General features: G+C 36.0%; 10 protein-coding genes. 3 read left to right on the forward strand and 7 right to left on the reverse strand.

From position 1 onward, the window contains the following. Positions 1-336: 336 nt before the first annotated feature. The 3 genes from NRL14_RS03500 to NRL14_RS03510 all read right to left on the reverse strand — a co-directional run bounded on the left by NRL14_RS03500 (position 337) and on the right by NRL14_RS03510 (position 3,641). A complete protein-coding gene (locus NRL14_RS03500) occupies positions 337-1,935 on the reverse strand; it encodes an ABC-F family ATPase (RefSeq protein ID WP_081824564.1) in 1,599 nt (532 codons plus the stop codon). Between the two features lie 184 nt (positions 1,936-2,119). Next, positions 2,120-2,857: an ABC transporter substrate-binding protein gene (locus NRL14_RS03505; protein WP_306724018.1), complete on the reverse strand. Its 738-nt coding sequence runs from the start codon at positions 2,855-2,857 to the stop codon at positions 2,120-2,122. Between the two features lie 46 nt (positions 2,858-2,903). After that, entirely contained in the window at positions 2,904-3,641 is a 738-nt protein-coding gene (locus NRL14_RS03510) for an ABC transporter substrate-binding protein (protein WP_033030064.1), read from the reverse strand. A 229-nt stretch (positions 3,642-3,870) separates the two neighbouring features. Here NRL14_RS03510 and NRL14_RS03515 point away from each other — a divergent pair, with 229 nt between their 5' ends. Then, the gene (locus NRL14_RS03515) at positions 3,871-5,115 is read left to right on the forward strand and encodes a UPF0149 family protein (RefSeq protein ID WP_096794215.1); all 1,245 of its coding nucleotides are present in this window, start codon (positions 3,871-3,873) and stop codon (positions 5,113-5,115) included. A 522-nt stretch (positions 5,116-5,637) separates the two neighbouring features. Here NRL14_RS03515 and dndE read toward each other — a convergent pair. The 4 genes from dndE to dndB are packed head-to-tail and all read right to left on the reverse strand — an operon-like array spanning position 5,638 to position 10,602. Further along, entirely contained in the window at positions 5,638-5,985 is a 348-nt protein-coding gene (gene dndE / locus NRL14_RS03520) for a DNA sulfur modification protein DndE (RefSeq protein ID WP_306724019.1), read from the reverse strand. Further along, positions 5,982-7,937, reverse strand: a complete 1,956-nt coding sequence (gene dndD / locus NRL14_RS03525; RefSeq protein ID WP_306724020.1) for a DNA sulfur modification protein DndD — start codon at positions 7,935-7,937, stop codon at positions 5,982-5,984. The genes dndE and dndD overlap by 4 nt, the downstream gene beginning before the upstream one ends. A 3-nt stretch (positions 7,938-7,940) precedes the next feature. Continuing rightward, positions 7,941-9,524, reverse strand: coding sequence for a DNA phosphorothioation system sulfurtransferase DndC (gene dndC, locus NRL14_RS03530; RefSeq protein WP_306724021.1), 1,584 nt, complete (start codon positions 9,522-9,524; stop codon positions 7,941-7,943). Continuing rightward, positions 9,517-10,602 carry a DNA sulfur modification protein DndB gene (gene dndB / locus NRL14_RS03535; RefSeq protein ID WP_182725028.1) on the reverse strand — a complete coding sequence of 362 codons (1,086 nt, stop codon included), beginning with the start codon at positions 10,600-10,602 and terminating at the stop codon, positions 9,517-9,519. The genes dndC and dndB overlap by 8 nt, the downstream gene beginning before the upstream one ends. A gap of 196 nt (positions 10,603-10,798) precedes the next feature. Here dndB and NRL14_RS03540 point away from each other — a divergent pair, with 196 nt between their 5' ends. Next, entirely contained in the window at positions 10,799-13,693 is a 2,895-nt protein-coding gene (locus NRL14_RS03540) for a hypothetical protein (protein WP_306724022.1), read from the forward strand. Then, positions 13,693-16,179, forward strand: a complete 2,487-nt coding sequence (locus tag NRL14_RS03545) for a hypothetical protein (RefSeq protein WP_306724023.1) — start codon at positions 13,693-13,695, stop codon at positions 16,177-16,179. Before NRL14_RS03540 ends, NRL14_RS03545 begins: the two co-directional genes overlap by 1 nt. Position 16,180 lies beyond the last annotated feature (1 nt).

A 16,180-nucleotide genomic window follows, 5' to 3' on the forward strand; every position in this document is an offset into this window, starting at 1 on the left:
CCAAGTTTCAGAATATGATTTGTAGACGTCGAGCTTGCTCACGTGAGAAGCAAAGCTTCTCATTGCTTAATACCCTAAAAACTGCGTTTTTACACGCCAGCAAGCTGTGCGTCTACAGGGTTTATACCCAAGTTTCAGAATATGATTTGTAGACGTAGAGCTTGCTCACGTGAGAAGCAAGGCTTCTCATTGCTTAATACCCTAAAAACTGCGTTTTTACACGCCAGCAAGCTGTGCGTCTACAGGGGTTATGCAAAAATCCCCAAATTCACTATTTACCACCCATAAAAAAACGGCGCTAAATTTAGCACCGTTTTTAAAAGTAATGAGAAAAATTTACGCTTTTTTCTCTTCACAACTTGAAAGGTATTCGTCAAACGTACCCTGGAAGTCGATTACTTTTTTATCTTTAATATCAATGATACGCGTCGCTAATGACGATACAAACTCACGGTCATGGCTTACAAAAATTAGCGTGCCTTCAAAGTCTTTAAGCGCATTGTTAAGCGCTTCAATGGCTTCCATATCCATGTGGTTAGTCGGTTCGTCCATTACCAGTACGTTAACGTCTTGCATCATTAACTTACCGAATAACAAACGGTTTTTTTCACCACCCGAACAGTTGCGCGCTTTTTTATTTGAATCGTCAGCTGTAAACAACAAACGACCCAGCATGCCGCGTACCATTAAATCGTTATGATTAACTGTGCGCCACTGCGACATCCAATCAAACAAGGTTAAATCGTTATCAAAATCTTTAGTGCTGTCTTGCGGGCAGTAACCAAAGGTCGCATTTTCAGACCATTTAATTTCACCCTCTAAACTTTTAAGCTCGTTAACTAAACAACGTAAAAAAGTAGTTTTACCTACCCCGTTTTCGCCAATAACAGCAAGCTTAGCGCCAGCTTCTAGTAGTAGGTCGCCGCCAGTGAATAACTTTTCGCCATCAAAACCATGGCCAAGCTTGTTAACTTCAAGCGCTTGACGATACATTTTTTTACCTTCGTCAAACGAAAGCGATGGACTCATACGACTCGACGATTTAACTTCATCAAGTTTAATTTTATCCATTTTTTTAGCGCGTGAACTTGCTTGTTTTGCTTTTGAAGCATTAGCACCAAAACGGTTAACAAAGTCTTGTAGCTCGTCAATTTCAGCGCTCTTTTTAGCATTTTCAGCTAAAAGTTGCTCGCGCTGCAGCCCTGCCGCTTCTAAAAACTTCTCGTAGTTACCAGGATAAATACGCAGCTCGCCATAATCTATATCGGCCATATGTGTACATACAGAGTTTAAAAAGTGACGGTCATGCGAAATAATAATCATCGTACATTTACGCTTGTTAAGCTCGTTGGCAAGCCACGTAATTGTATGAATATCCAAGTTATTGGTAGGCTCATCGAGTAGCAGTATGTCTGGGTTTGCAAATAACGCTTGTGCTAAAAGCACACGTAACTTCCAACCAGGTGCAACGTTTGCCATTAATCCATAATGAAATTCTTTATCGATACCCGCTTCTAGCAAAATTTCTTCAGCGCGGCTTTCTGCCGTGTAACCGTCCATTTCAGCAAATACGCTTTCAAGTTCAGCTACTTTCATACCATCGTCTTCGCTCATTTCTGGCAAAGAGTAAATACGTTCGCGTTCTTGCTTTACTTTCCAAAGCTCAACGTCACCCATAATTACAGCGTCTACAACGCTATACTCTTCAAAGGCAAACTGGTCTTGGCTTAGGTTACCTACTTTTAACCCTGGAGTAATAGATACATTACCCGCGCTTGGCACAAGCGCCCCGCTTAAAATCTTCATGAAAGTCGACTTGCCGCAACCGTTAGCGCCAATTAAACCGTAACGGTTACCGTTACCAAATTTAGCTGAAATGTTTTCAAACAACGGCTCTGCGCCAAACTGCATCGTAATATTTGCGGTGGAGATCAAAAAAGGTAATCCTAGATAAGTACTGACAGGAGTACGCTGCAGCAACACGCCACAAACAAGAACCAGACAATAGGGTAAATTAGCTGGCGAATTATATAGATCAGCCAAGAGGAAGGGAAGATAAAAGGCGCTTTAAATTAAAGCAAAAACAGATAGCGATAAGTGATTTTACAGCTCAAAACAGTTAATAAGTTTGATAAGTACGTTCTGTGGCCTTTTTATTTTTTTGAATTAATTGATTAATAACCGATAGTTCATCAAGCGTAACCGTTTTTTTACTCAGCATTAAATGCACAGGGGCTTTGTTAAAAAATGCCATATTAGTAACCGGTTCAATATTTAATGATTGTTTTAAAAAAAACAGCCCCGACAAAGCGTCTTCAATCACAAAATCTACCCGCTGTTTATTGAGCATTTCAAAGCGCTTATCGGCGGTCGAAATAAGCACAACTTGCTTAGGATATGCTTTTTTAAGTTGCTCGAACTGCGCGCCATAATAACTACCTCGATTAACGGCAATACTAAAGCCTTGGCTAAATAGTTGTTCAATTGAACTTAAATTAGGGGAAAGCGTATTTTTATAGAGCAGCATAACCTCGTCACGGTAGCTTTGGCTAAAATACGCAAATTCGCTTCGTTTTTTAGTTTTAGTTGCCGCAAACATAATATCTATACGGCCTTGCTTTAACTCTTCTTGTGCGCGTAAAGAGCTAGGTAATACGCTAAATTTCAAGCAAAAAGGGGAGCCTTTAAACAACGTTTTTATAACGTTAATTTCAATACCCGACAACACCCCGTTTTTTAGCTCAACATAAGGTGGCCAGTAATTTTCATTTGTGCCAACTTCAAAAGTTTTATTACATGCGTGCGTATTAAAGGTACTTAACAGTAATACAGCAAAAACGACTATTATAGTTTTCATTACACTCCAATTAATTGCGCTTGCGGTTATAGCTGGCAATTAAACATTACTCAAATAGCGCCTTAAGTGCCGTTTGATTGTTTTTTATGTGTTTATTTATTACTTCAAGCTCTTCAACCGACACCGTATCTTTGCTTAGCATTAAATGTATTGCGTCTTTATTTATAAATTTGATATTTTTAACCGGTGCTAAGTTTGAGCTTCGTTTAATAAAATAAGCACTCGCTAGCTCATCTTCAATTGCAAAATCAATACGTTGCTTATTAAGCATTTCGAAGCGCTTGCTCACTGCGCTGGTGTACTCAATTTGTTTTTTATACGTTGTTTTATATTGTTCAAATTCTTCACCGTAATAACTACCAAAGTTAGCGCCTACAGTAAGGCCTTGTTTAAAAATATCTTCTAAGCTATCAACATTGTGCTGGTTGTTTTTGTTTTCGTATAAACGCATTACCTCCGTACGGTAACTTTCACTAAAATGAACATATTTAGCACGATTATCGGTATAGCTAGCCGCCCAGCCTAAATCAATTCGGCCATGTTTAAGCTCAACAAAAGCGCGCTTTGAATTAGGCAGTAATTCAACCTTAAAACAAAAAGGCGAGCCGGCAAATATAATGTTAAGTGCATCTACCTCTGCGCCTTGTAATTCACCATTAATACCTAACACATATGGCGGCCAAAATGCATCGTGCGATGCAACACTTAAAGTTCTTTCGCAAGCAAACACAGTAGGCGACACGTTAAAAATTAAGCAAATAAATAGGGTTATTAGTTTATTCATTACGCCTCTAATACAATTAATTATTGTTTGTTTTTAATACAGTATAAACTAGCTTGAGCATTTTAGTGCTGGGGTTGTGTAAAAATGTAAATAGCTCACTAAGCAGAGAAAGATAGCTGAGCGTTTAAGTTTAACAATTGCACTTATTTTATAAACTTAAGAAAAAATATTGTTGCTAACTTTATCAATCGGTACACTACAAATAAATTTATGAATAGTAGAGCAAGTTATGTCGCCAACCAAAATACGTAACGATGTTGTAAAACTCAGTGAATTGAGCACTAAAAAACCAGATTATTACTTTATTCAGGGTTATTTAATGGGGTTGGGTGTATTACCACAAATGCTTAACCCTAGTGAGTGGCAACCAGATCTATTTGGAGATCTTAATGTTCAAAATGCGACTGAACTAAAATACTTAGAAAGCTTAATGGCTCTGTATAACCAGTGCATGGAAAAAGTAATTCAAAACGAATTAAAAATGCCTGCTAAGTGTAGCCTATCTAAACAAGATTACCGTGATTCACTTAAACCGAATATGCCTCTACCAAGTTACTGTAAAGGGGTTTTACAGGCGCTTAAACATATAAATAAGCGTATGCTTGATGCAGAGCAAAAACAGGCCCTTAATAACCTAAACAGCGTTTTAAAAGCATTTTCTAGTGAAAAAGCAGCAGCAAAAGAATTTGGTGAATTTGCCCAATATAACGCCCAAGAATATAAACGTAATTATGTTTATTTTATGGCCGACGCTATTTTTGAACTTCGATTTAGTAACGACCTAACTTTAAGTGACGAAGATGAGGCTGTATTTAACAACAGCTTTTTAGACGAAGAACCAAATGAATTAGATGAGCTTGATGAATTACTTGGACTTGTACTCGCCGATACAGAGCTAAAAGCACTTGAGCCAATGCAAATGTTGCTAGAAATCATGGAAGGTGGGCTTATAACTAAGCAATTTATTAAAGACAACACAGGGCATTTTTGGGGACTACAAGAAACTCGCCCCTATATGATGCTTCGCGCGCATCGAGCAAAAATACACGCACTGCATGGTTATACCGTAAAAGCACAATCAGAACTCGAAGAGTTACTAAAGCTAAACCCAAACGATAATCAAGCAAACCGCTTTTTATTAATGAACTGCCTAATTATAAATAAAGAGTGGGAGAAGTTAGAGGCTTTATTAGCCGACTTTGATTTTCAAGAACTACACGCAACAGCAAGCCGTGCGCTAAGTGCTTTTGTAATGCATGGCGATTCAAAACCCGCAAACGATTACAAAAAAATGCTCCAGCAGCAAAATAAACACTTTACCAAAATACTCACCGGGCAAGAAAAACTAAAAGAACAACAGCCACCATATTACAGCCCAGGCAGTAAAGAAGAGGTGGGTGTTTACCTTGAGTCGTTAGGTAAACAGGCATGGATTTCGGTTCCCGCGAGTCTTTTTTGGCTAAGAAAAAAGTAATAACTAAACGCGTAAAAAGTGCTAAGCGTGATTTATGTCGCGCTTAGTATACCGCAGATTAAATTTTAAAATGTATAACTGTTTTTTAGGTTTTTATTCAAAAGTAGGGATCACGCTTGTTATGCGCAGTGCTGGCGAATTATATCGCCTAACTGCTGCACCATTTTAAAGCGTATTCTGCTCTCATTTATGACTGATTAGGTGGTATTTAATTACAGACTGATATCTTAGAACTGAGGTTTTTAATTAAAGGCGAGTTTATGTCTCGTTGGGGAGAGTCAAAGAATAGCGAGTGTAGAATAGTTGCCGTTTTGATTTTAAATTCATAGCTAGCCTGAGGGTACGCCGTTTCATTAAGTTTAAAATTGCTACAAATGCAAGCACCCCATATTCGCCATCCTTGGCGTAGTTAAAGCTTAACTTACATCTCTGTATGTAATTACTCATTAATTTTTTGGATATGATCACGGGGAGATAGAGGGCTTTAACTTTGTTATATAAAACTAAGTATCCTTTAGGAAATTAAAAAACTAAATCTCCAATACTTTTTGCGTTCCTGAAGCTTTTAGAGCCTTGCATTACGTGGTAAGCCCACGCCTTTGTATTTTCTTGAGTATTTTGTTCTGGATATAACATCTGCAAAGTCATTTCTGTTGCCAATGCAGTATCCCCAAGCCAAGTTACTTTATCTAAAGAGAGGGTTCCATCTAATTCAATAGGCTCATTGTTATAGCGATTGCCGCTTTCAACAGATATAAAAAAAGCCATTCTAGCTAAAATATTAGGTGTTACCTTTGTTCGCCCCTTTAAACGCCTTAAAAATTCATCAGTTTCTTTAGTTAATTTCATTCCTCTATTAGGCAAAATCATACAGCACCTACCTTGTCTTCATCCCAAAAGTAACCAGTAGTTACAGAAGATGTTTTTGTAATTTGATCAAAACTAATATCATATTTACGAGAAATAGAATCTTTCATTTTCTTTATATATTGCTCATTTATTTCAGTATCGGTAGAAAGAATAATTACCTGCTCAGAGGCTTTAGGAAAATAGTGCTGAACAAGTTTATCTCGATGATTTGAATCCAACCTACCCAAAGGAGTATCGATTACTACAGGGAGTTTTTTACCTGAAATTGCAGCTAATGCATCAAGCATTGCAATAGCAAAAATTTGTTTCTCACCAGCAGACAGACCATTTTTATCAATGTTATTACCAAAGTTATCTAACAAAATTACATTATAACTTTGAGGGTCAATACTAATACTAATCTTAAGATCTTCTTTTCTATTGAGTTTTTTATAAGATTTTATAAACTTGGTCTCAATTTCTATAAGTTTTAATTTAGCCAGTTCAGTCGCAAACTCATCTAATAATGTAATAGTTCGACTAGCTCTAATAGCCGAGTCTTCCTCGCCAAATGCCGTTTTCATTTCTTTTTGAAGTTTAACTAATTTACTTGTTAAATCCTGCGCACTTTTAAAGAGTGTTTTAGCTTCAAGTAGTATATTTTTATAATCTTTAACAAAGGTGTTTTTTTCTTTTTCTAAAAGTCTTAATTTATCAAAAGATTGTTGTAGCTGTTCTTGCTCTGGGGCTCTAGCTATATTAATTGAAGCGTTTTCAATTATATTTTGTAGTCCCACTAACTCGAGTTTTAAAGCATTGGCATTTTTTAAAGAACTAAGTGCGCGTTGAGTAACTTGTGCATGAAGCAATGCACTTTGTTGCTCACTTAAATCAAACGTTATTAAATCATCTTCCGGTTTACTGTATTCACTAGCAGCGCTCAAAAGCTGATCTTTGTAATCAAAAAATTGTCTTGAGTTATGCTGTTCTAAAAATGAATTAAGCTGGTTTTTAAAAGCAACTTTCTTTGCCGCATCGAGAGTTTTAGCTATTTCATCAAGGAGGGTCGTCAGTGTCTTTTGAGCTAAACTGAGGGCGTAGTCGCCTTCTAGTTCTTGTTGCAACCGGCTTTCAAGCACAGCCTTGTTCTGAATGTTTATATCTATAGATTTTATTGTAGCTTCACGACTCGATGCCCAAGCTCCACCACCAGATAGCAGTTCTTGTTCAGCAGACGTTATTTTACGGTTTAGTTCAGTAATACTATTGAATACTAAATCAGCTTGGCTTCGTTTTAGCAAAGCCTGCGCAAGTAATTCATCTTTTTCAGATTCTAATGCGTGATACTGTTCTTTAAGTTTTTCTTCACTTGCTGCTATACCTGCTTTTCGCAGATAGATTCTTAAGTCTTCTTTTAAACGAGTTACTATATCTAACCCAAGTAAGCGTTTTACTGCATGTTGTAAAATTGCTCCAGAATTATCTTCGGCAAGTTCGGCTATTTTTTCACCATCAAAAAAAACGAGATCGGCAATGCCTGCTGGTATTAATTCAAGTAAAAAAGCCTGAGCCTGTTCGTAATTAAGCTCAAATTTTTCAATATCATTCTCAACAATAACGAGTTCGTCAATGGAACCGTATTGCCAATGCCTTTTCACGCAATAGTTGTAGCAAATACCTTGCCTTACATAATTAAATTCAAGCTCTAAAGATGCTCGCTTATTATCTGTTTTACCATCGCTATTATTAATAAGTTTTTGTAATTCATTTATAAAAGCAGGATTTGAAAGTGAGTCAGAAAAGGCTTGCCTACCTAATAAAACAAATCGTATTGCAGTTAAAATACTTGTTTTACCTGCCCCATTTAAACCACCAAAAAGTATAATCGGTTTATCTTTTTCAGGTCTTAAATCAATTTCATGCTTACCTGCAAACACTCTAAAATTATTTAAACTTAGCTTCGTAATAATCATTGTTTATAAATCACTGTTTATTAGTGAGTCAATTCCGTCTAACTCAGCTTGAATTTCATGTATATCTTGCAATAGTGAGTACTGTAGCGTTTTTTCTGATTCACGTTTTTGTTTTGCAGCATCTACATTCCCCCAGTCTTGACGGAGTATTTTATCTAAACGATTAAATATACCTTGGCGCTTGCCTAGTCCCGACAAACTAAGCTCTAAATCAATTAACTTTTTAACTAACTCGGCATCAATTTGATGAACTTTCGCCATATGGTTAATCATTTCAGATTCAACATTAGTAAATGTATTACCGTCATCCTCTAAAAACTCAACGGGTCCGTTAGGATATACACGCTTATAAATTTTAGGTAAGTCATCAGCCCAGTCAGGAGTTAAAGGATCATTTCGCCATTGAGTGCGTATTTCATGGAGTTCAGCTTCTGTAATTAATGAAACTTCACGGCCTTGCTCATTAATTTCCTTCTCCATCGTTAATAGATGCTCTAACCATTCTTTACGCAAATGCAAAAAGTATGGGCCATGAATAAACTCAATATCTTTTTCTTCTTGCATACCGTGCTTTACACTTACTTTACCGTCGCGTCTGCGATTTTGACGATATAACCCTTTTACACTGGGTTCAGTAGTAGAATGCAAAAAATTTCTAAAAGAAGCTAAAGGTTGCAACCAAGTTTCACCATTTGCGATAAGCCCATCAATTGCTTTATCTTTAGTAACTACAGTGCAGCTCCAACAGCCAAAGCGAGATTTACCACAACCTGGAGACGAGGCTGTTTCAACCAAAGGACATTCACCACTAGTCGAATTCGTACTGTCGTAAAGTTCTACTAAAGCAATATTAGATGTACCCCAAGGCGTTTCCCAAGGACCTAGTTCTGCATATTGCCCTGGAGCAATTTGTTGCCCGAGTAAATGCCAAACTTCCTGAACTTGCCAATCTTTTATTGGCGCATACCTACGGTAATGCGGATCAGTTTCATCAAAGTACTCTTTACCAGAATGATATTTTTCTAATATATCCTCGCGGTTTTTACTTTCCTGAGAACGAGAACCAATAACTACAATAGGAGCTTGGTCTGCACTAAATTCAGTTTTAGCAAAATCTTTAAATGGATTTAGCTTTATTTTTTCAGTACACCAGCGATTTAGCTTTAAATTAGGCGCAGGATATCCACGCCCAAGTAAGCGAGACCAAAAAGTATCGCTGGCTTTAGGGGTAATAACGCGAGTTTCTATTGGTAAATCTGTAATACTCGCTGCGCGTTGTAGTGTATTTATAGCATTTAGCGCTTTTTGCAGATAAATAGGTACTTCTGCCAAAGTGTCGCAAAACACAACGTAAATTTTATTAGTTCGTTGCTCAGGGCGCAAACCAAGTAGAGCTAAATATACAAGCGTTAATATAGCTGTAGAATCTTTACCACCACTAAAAGCAACAACCCAAGGCTGGTTTTCACGCATATATAAATATTGGATCTCTGCAAGTTGATCTTTTAAAGGGCGATCAGCAAAGATTTGGTCGTTAATAAAGTCCATGTAGTCATGGATATCGTCATAATTTTGAAATTCAAACATGTTTTTTAGCAAATTCTTCTTCTAGTTTTTTATCGTCACCTTCGAGTTGTAAATCAAGAGCCTGCCTTAAAATATTCGCAGTGAGTTTGATATTACTAGAAGCTTTAGATAGTTTACCGTGGTGCAATGCTCTATTGTCCCATATCGGGTTGCTCTTTCGCCAATCTATTTTGTTTAACTTTTGCAGAACATGCTGCCAATCCCTAGGGTGCTGAGCAATTAACGACTTACCCATACGCCCTAACGCATGCAAACCAATGCCATGAGCATGAATATACTCTTGCCTAAAATTAGCAGGTGAAAGCTCTTTATTATGCACTTGTTGCCACTCTGCTATAACACCAAAACAAGCTTGCCAAAAGCTAACCGCTACTTGTAAATCTCCATCTTCAAAATGTGACTTTGCCGTTTTACTCAGCAGTATTTGGCTAGCTTGTTTAATGCTACTCAAAGTAAATAGCTTTGCACTCTTAGGAGAAACAGTTGATTGCTCCATCTCAGTAAAGCCCACAAAAGGTTTTATCTCTGTGGCTAGGTAACGTGCAACACCAGCAGACGAATCCCTAAAATCATACAACGCACTAATAGAAGGGCTCGGCTTTACAGCATATTTATTTAAGTCGGCAAACATTTGTTGGCTACGTTTTAGCCCTTCATCAACAAAAAACAAAACAGATATATTATCTTGCCCCAGCTCTGGCATTTCTTTTAATGCTTCTTCAATGGCAGCGCGGCGATGTTGCCCATCATTAATCAATATTTCAGCATCCATAGGTACTTGTAATACACCTAAATCATGAGCCCCATCATGAGGTATAAACCGTACTTCCGTCCCAACTGACGCAGTAAGTGACGAAAATACATACTCCTTTGGGTTATCAACTAAATAACGTACCATTTCAGGGAGGCGTGTCCGATTCAAAGTACGTTGTGCTCGTAGCTCTGCTGGCACTTCCTCTTCATCAAATAAAAATATTTTAGGAATAATCCTAAGTGGGCAAGTAGCAATGTAAAAAGGGCGACCTGCTTGTTGCCCCCTTACTGCTGGAAATGAATAGCAATATTTGTTTTCAAACATAATTAATTCTAGTTTGTTATTTTTAGCAAAGTGTAACATTTTAAATGGTAAGTTATAATCATTCGTTTGTTAAAAATAACAAAGTTTTTTCTTGTTCAGTTTGCATTAACTTTTTATTTTGATGTTTGTTCCTTTTTCGACTTTGAATTATTTATAGTTATGATTTAATGAATAATAATCTAAAAAGGATATTTAAATGCCAGCTAAAACAGATGTAAATAAAAATACTATTGAACTAAATCTTGATATGCCAACAGACGTTATTAGTCTTGGAAATAATCAACTTTTTCAGATTGACGCTAAAGCTTCTTTTGAACTAAAAATTAGTGGTTTTTTAAAAAATATAAAGTTGAAAAGTGAAGATGATAGTGAGCTCTTTTATGAGCGTGCTCATAACGCAATTACTATTTGCGGTGCTAGGGGGACTGGTAAATCTACATTTATAAGAAATATTTTAGATGACTTGGCTAATGACAAGGATGGTGAAAATTTAGTTTTACCAGTAATAGACCCTACTTTAGTATCTTCTAAAGAAAATGTTCTTGTACTAATAATATCATTGATCAAAACAAAGATAGACAAGTCCTTCCCTAATACTAATATCTCTAACGAAAAATATTCAATATGGCAAAAAACATTAACGGATTTAGCCGGTGGATTGTGCCAAATAGATGGTATAGGTGCTCAGACAAACTATGGGGATGAATGGGAAGATAAAAATTATGTTTTAGAGTCAGGCCTACAAAAAGCAAAGCAAGGTCTTAGCTTAGAAGTTGCTTTGAATCAGTTTATCAAATCGTCACTTGAACTAATGGGGAAAGAGGCTCTTGTTATTACATTTGATGATATTGATACTCAATTTGAAAGAGGGTGGCCGGTCTTAGAAACTGTAAGAAAATATTTAACACACAAGCAATTAATAATCATAATTTCTGGTGATATTGATTTGTATAGAACTCTTATTAGAAGAGCTGTATTAGAATCCATAGGTGACACTGTTCTGAATTATGATAGACCAAATAATAAATTTCATAATCATCAAAATACTTGGGCAAGTGATCCTTTAATACAGAAAATTGATCGATTAGAAGAACAATATTTATTAAAAGTTCTTAAACCTGAGAATCGTATTCATATGAAGAGTCTACGTAAAATGGTTGAAGAAAAAGGTGATTCTTTGTCTTTTCAAGTTACTGCAGGACAGGGTACTAGTGAAAGTTTGCAAAGTTATCTTAATAAAATTTTTAATAAAATTTTAGGTAGAAATAATAAGAATCAGATTTATATCGATGCGATTCTCAGCTTGCCAGCTAGAACTATTTGGCAATTTCTAAAAACTACTCAAGAGCTCACTAAAGAGCAAAGTTACGAAGAGTTAAGAAATGCTCTTACAAATGTCAATCATAGACTTACGGATATATTTTCTTCAGCCCTATTATCACAAAATATTGATACAGATGGATTAATGAGCTCAACTTCATTTGAAAATAGAGTTTTTAATGCTTACTGGCATTGGCTAAGTGCAAATAAGCTACAGAACAAGCTAGAGCCATACTTACCAACATATGAACACTTTAATCAAAATCAGTTAGCAATTACTTTTTCATCTTTGACGGCTCTTACTAAACATATATCGCCGAAAAGTTTTATAGCTTGCTCTTTAAGAAATAGTTCGGTTAATTTTATATTTCAATTCATTCCTAACATGGATAAAGAGCTGTTTGAATATCTAAACACTCAAAACTCACCTGAGCTGTACGATTTTAGCTTACGTGCATCCTCTATTATTTCTCACTTATCGAGTAGCATGAGAGTATTGGCTATTAGTGTTCCGGATAACCAAAGTTTCACAATAAATAGTGCCTTGAAAAGGGTTTGGGGATACAAACCATCAAAAGACACCAAGGGCAAAGAAAAACGAGTCATTCTAAAAGACTTTGTTGAAAAGATAGACTTTGAGAAGAGTCGAATTGAGGCACAGAAAAATATTTATCTTAGAGAGTATTGGAAAGTAATCGAATTACAAAATGATAAGTTAACTGGGCAAAAAGGTATTTTCAATAGGTTATCAGACTTACCTTCAACATTTGGTGGGCTTCCTAATTTAGTTCACTTATTGACTGTGAAAACAAACACTAGTCAAGGTGAACGAAAAAGCTATATTTGTTTTCCTTTGTTGATTGCTAGTATCGCAGAAATTTTAATAGTCGAAACAGAAGACGAGATTACAGAAAAATTAAAAGATCTTGTAGATAAAGAAATATTACCAAAGCCGGTGTTTCTTGATGATGAAGCAAGTCTAATTGACGATGGAGAGGAAGACGAGCTTGACTTCGATACTGAAGGAAAAAATACTTGGGGCCAATTTTTTGAAGCTTTAAGTATATGGATTGCTGAAACTAAAAAAAGGTTTCAAACAATTTCAGTTTCCCAACAAACTTTAGAGAGCGCCTTAAAAAGATACTATAAAAATGCGGATTCAATGTGCCAAGAGAATAGAAAGTTAGATCCCTACTTGGGTAACCTCTTACATCGTCATTTAATTGCTTTTTTAAGTGCATTACACTTTGAAGAGAATAAGCATTCACTTAATTCTAAAAAGTTAAATAGTAAATCCAATCCGACCTCGGACCGTGTATTTATCGAAAATATTGGAAAAGATGAGTTAGAGAAGCAGAGCTCCTTAGATTTAAGCGAATACCCACTATTAGATGTTTTTTTATCATGTCCATTGATTGGTGTCTTTTTATACCCACACTCTGAAAAGAAAGTGGTTCATTACCAAGGTGTTAATTGGTTTAACACTCATGTGGCCCAATTTTATTCGTACACTAGTGCCAACCAAGAAACATTAGATTATAAGTCTGCAATAACTGCAACATGGAAAGCCAATGAAAGTGAAGTTAATTTCTATGGTTTGTGGGATGTTTTGAATAGTGTCCCTCTAAACACCAGTGAGAAATTTAAAAACGTAGCAGGCATATTTAAAGAGGCCACAGCAAAACAAAAGCAAGATAATGAAACCACTGTTATTAATGAAAAAGAACCCGATAATCAAAGTGAAAATAATATATTGGGCGATAAGAAATAATGCCTCAAGAGCTACTTAGAGAAAGTTTTCGTAATTCTGAGGCCCTAAAGCTTTATACTGAAAATGGTTTTATTCTACCAAATCAGCTAAGCCAATTATTGTTTCAAGGTGTACATCGTCGAAATACTAAACGACCGGATTACATAATAAAAAATAGACAAAGCTTATTACTAGATACGAAGGGGAGTAGTCTTTCTGACTTTCTACTTAAAGTGTTGAACAAGCTATCGACCCGATATGTAGAACCAACAGCAAACGGCCAACTTCTTGTTAAAACAGATTTATTTAGCGAGTGGCAAGAGTTAATTACAGAGGTACCGCCAATAATAGCAGTTGCCGAGTCTTTAAGAGAAAAGTATGGTTCACCAAATATATTCAGTCGTACTGAATTACTTAATTACATAGAAAAAATAATATCTCCACAAGTGAGATATAGCGTACTACCTTCAATTAAAGATCCTAGATTAGATGAGTTAATAGAGCGGCTACAGTTAGACGACTTGCATGTCCATTTAAGCGGTTCTACGGAAATAGAGCAAGTATGGAAAGTTGCGCTTGAAAAACCAAAAAAATTTGCTAATTCCCTTTTATGGGCAAAAGATAATAACTTAGTTAAAGAGCAGTATCGTGCCGATGAATTAGGATTTAATCAAAGAAAACAGTTCAAACGATTAAGAACGGCTAAGCTTTTGAGGGGCGCCTTGCTAAACAAAGTCTTTAGTCCGGATGAGAGTATTGATATTGTAAGTATCAATATGGTTGGAAGTTTTACATCAATCGATCCAGTTGAGCTAGACGGGTTAAAAGCTTTTGAGCAGTTTAAAAATTTATTAAGCCATATAGATAAAAAAAATAAAACCCCACTTACTGAGGAAACTTTATTTCTAATACTTATTTTTGACTATTTAAGTTCGCATAGAAATGATGATGAATTTGCTCAAGCTCTTTATTATTATCTATTGCTAAAGTGTCAGTTTATGCGATTAATTGTACAGCAAACACAGAATATAGGTTTTGAACAGTTTCAAAAAATTACTTTTAATCAGATGCGGCGCTCAGCCGAGGTTGAATTTGTTTCCCGTTTTCACCAATTTTCCTACAAAGAAAAAAGTGATATAGCTTTATTGGAGGGGCGTTATGCACCCAGTCTAAAACTAGAAGATAATATAGCTACGTTAAAGTCTATTTTAAAAGATTTTGATAAATTCAATAGTGAAAAAAAATCTAACTCGACTAATAATACTGTTCCTTATGGTTTAATTGATTTACTGAGCTCTGCTCAGCAAAGTAGAGGGAGTCTTAAGCTTGGCTTACTTGCCCATTTTATAAAGAAACCAGATAGCAGATTGATAAAGCTAAAAAAAGGAGAGCATGATTTTGGCTGGACATGTAGGCAGTTCTCGCTAAGAAATGAAATAGAAAAAACTCGTCGAGCTATGGCTGCATTGACGAATAGGTATAGCAGACTGAATGAATTTTTATTTGGCTTTGATGCGGCGTCTAATGAGTTAGATGCAGGGCCTGAAACATTTGCACCTGTGTTTAGACGACTTAGAGCTAATGGTTATCACAATTTTACTTTTCATGCAGGTGAAGATTTTGTTCATCTATTATCGGGGATCAGAACTGTAGCTGAAGCAATCGACTTCTTAGAGCTAAAAACAGGTAATCGAATTGGTCATGGAACTGCAATTGGAATAAATCCATCACTTTGGCGTGATAGAATTGGTAGTACCCTTGTTATGAAGCAAGGAGAAAGATTGGACGACTTAGTATTTGCATATCGTATATTGTGTGAAAGTGATATTGAAGGACGCATATTGCATTTAATGGAAGGTGAAATTCGTAAACTTTCAGCAAAAATCTATAAAAAAGGGTACTCGGCACAAGATCTTTATGATGCTTGGAAATTGCGCTACTTAGACCCTATTTTAGCTTTTGAATTAAAGCGTACGTACAACAGTTACCTACGAGATGACACCCGCAAAGAGTTAGCGCATATTGAAACCATTAAAGCTGAGCGAGAAGTTGCTTTCGAGATATTCGAAAAATATCATGGTATTCATAATACAAAATATGTTTCTGAATATGAGGAATTGATAGAAGTTGATCTTACTTGCCCTTGCGAAAAAGCATTTACATATGAAGTTTACCGTATCCTACAAAAATATGTATTAGGTAAAATTAATCGTCGTCATATGGCGATTGAGTCCCTTCCAACAAGTAACGTACGAATTAGTTTTTATGAAAATCACAGTGAGCACCATATTTTTGATTGGTTAGGTGTAACCGATGAAAAAGGCATGGAAGTGCCAGTAGTATTAGGTTCTGATGATCCCGGTATATTTTCAACTAATTTGCGTAATGAATATGCACATATTCTTATCGAGTTGGATAAACGGTTACCCTCTATGGATGCAATTGCAAAGTTAGAGCAAATAGTACGTAATGGGAAAATTTGGCGATTTAAGAAGTTAAGTTATTAAA

Origin of the sequence: Pseudoalteromonas sp. 20-92 (genome assembly GCF_030847595.1) — a bacterium.
Taxonomy (GTDB): Bacteria; Pseudomonadota; Gammaproteobacteria; order Enterobacterales; family Alteromonadaceae; genus Pseudoalteromonas; species Pseudoalteromonas fuliginea.

Bases quoted from the DNA above. Each gene is read 5' to 3' on its own strand.
- NRL14_RS03505 (WP_306724018.1), bottom strand. From the start codon at position 2,857: ATGAAAACTATAATAGTCGTTTTTGCTGTATTACTGTTAAGTACCTTT.
- NRL14_RS03510 (WP_033030064.1), bottom strand. From the start codon at position 3,641: ATGAATAAACTAATAACCCTATTTATTTGCTTAATTTTTAACGTGTCG.
- NRL14_RS03515 (WP_096794215.1), top strand. From the start codon at position 3,871: ATGTCGCCAACCAAAATACGTAACGATGTTGTAAAACTCAGTGAATTG.
- dndE (WP_306724019.1), bottom strand. From the start codon at position 5,985: ATGATTTTGCCTAATAGAGGAATGAAATTAACTAAAGAAACTGATGAA.
- dndD (WP_306724020.1), bottom strand. From the start codon at position 7,937: ATGATTATTACGAAGCTAAGTTTAAATAATTTTAGAGTGTTTGCAGGT.
- dndC (WP_306724021.1), bottom strand. From the start codon at position 9,524: ATGTTTGAATTTCAAAATTATGACGATATCCATGACTACATGGACTTT.
- dndB (WP_182725028.1), bottom strand. From the start codon at position 10,602: ATGTTTGAAAACAAATATTGCTATTCATTTCCAGCAGTAAGGGGGCAA.
- NRL14_RS03540 (WP_306724022.1), top strand. From the start codon at position 10,799: ATGCCAGCTAAAACAGATGTAAATAAAAATACTATTGAACTAAATCTT.
- NRL14_RS03545 (WP_306724023.1), top strand. From the start codon at position 13,693: ATGCCTCAAGAGCTACTTAGAGAAAGTTTTCGTAATTCTGAGGCCCTA.